An 820-nucleotide genomic window follows, 5' to 3' on the forward strand; every position below is an offset into this window, starting at 1 on the left:
CCCGATACCGGGAAGGTGTTTTGGCTTCCCCGGTCAGGCGCTTAAGAAAAGCGTTAACAGCCTCATGGGCTGATAACGTTAATGATGATTATTGTTGTTAGGGATAAGTGACGGACTGATAACGTCCTCTCCGGGTTTCAGTGTCATGACCGAGGCTATCAGGCCGCTTTCCGGGTGCTGTTGTGCATACGCCTGCAATGCACAGAACCGGTACGCCTCCTCATTCTGCGTATCCGGCACCGCGATACGGGCTGATAAGATGGCCGTGACCGCCAGCCCGAAAGCATCGGCTGAAAGCGTGACCGTCAGCTGCGTAACCGGCAGGTAAACGGAATACGTTTCCGCCCGTGTCGGCACCATATAAGTCAGCGATTCAGACACCTGTCGGCTTGTCCACTGTTCAGGCTGATAATCGCCGCATAACGTTGATGCGGTATTCGCCAGCAGGAACCCCAAAAACAACCGTTCCAGCGGGGTCTTGTCGGGAAACACGGCCGACAGCGCAAGACTGTCCAGCATAATGTGTTCATTGTTTGGCATCATATTCTCCCTTTAAGCCCAAAGCCGCCCGAATGCACTGAGCCTGAGGATGTTGCAGCGCATATTCCCGCAGGGCACAAAACCGTTCAGCATATCCGTCCAACTTTAACAAGGTCGTCAGATACCCCAGTACGCTCAGGGTCACCATCAGCCCGAAAGCCTCGGCAGAGACCTCACCTTTAAAGTCCGTTGTCTCAACCCTGACCACAGCGGGTTCTGGTCGTACCGGCACGATATAAGCGATAGTGTCTGATACTTTCCGGTACTGCCACTGATCACA

2 protein-coding genes are annotated in these 820 nt (G+C 54.0%); both read right to left on the reverse strand.

The window, feature by feature from the left end; genetic code table 11:
* Positions 1 to 78: 78 nt before the first annotated feature.
* Positions 79 to 540, reverse strand: coding sequence for an antirestriction protein (locus AACQ81_RS04400; protein ID WP_443089583.1), 462 nt, complete (start codon positions 538 to 540; stop codon positions 79 to 81).
* Positions 527 to 820: antirestriction protein (locus tag AACQ81_RS04405; protein ID WP_237388502.1), on the reverse strand; the 294-nt coding region annotated here is incomplete at its 5' end. The genes AACQ81_RS04400 and AACQ81_RS04405, both read right to left, overlap by 14 nt.

Origin of the sequence: Xenorhabdus sp. Sc-CR9, assembly GCF_963897815.1 — a bacterium.
Classification (GTDB): Bacteria; Pseudomonadota; Gammaproteobacteria; order Enterobacterales; family Enterobacteriaceae; genus Xenorhabdus.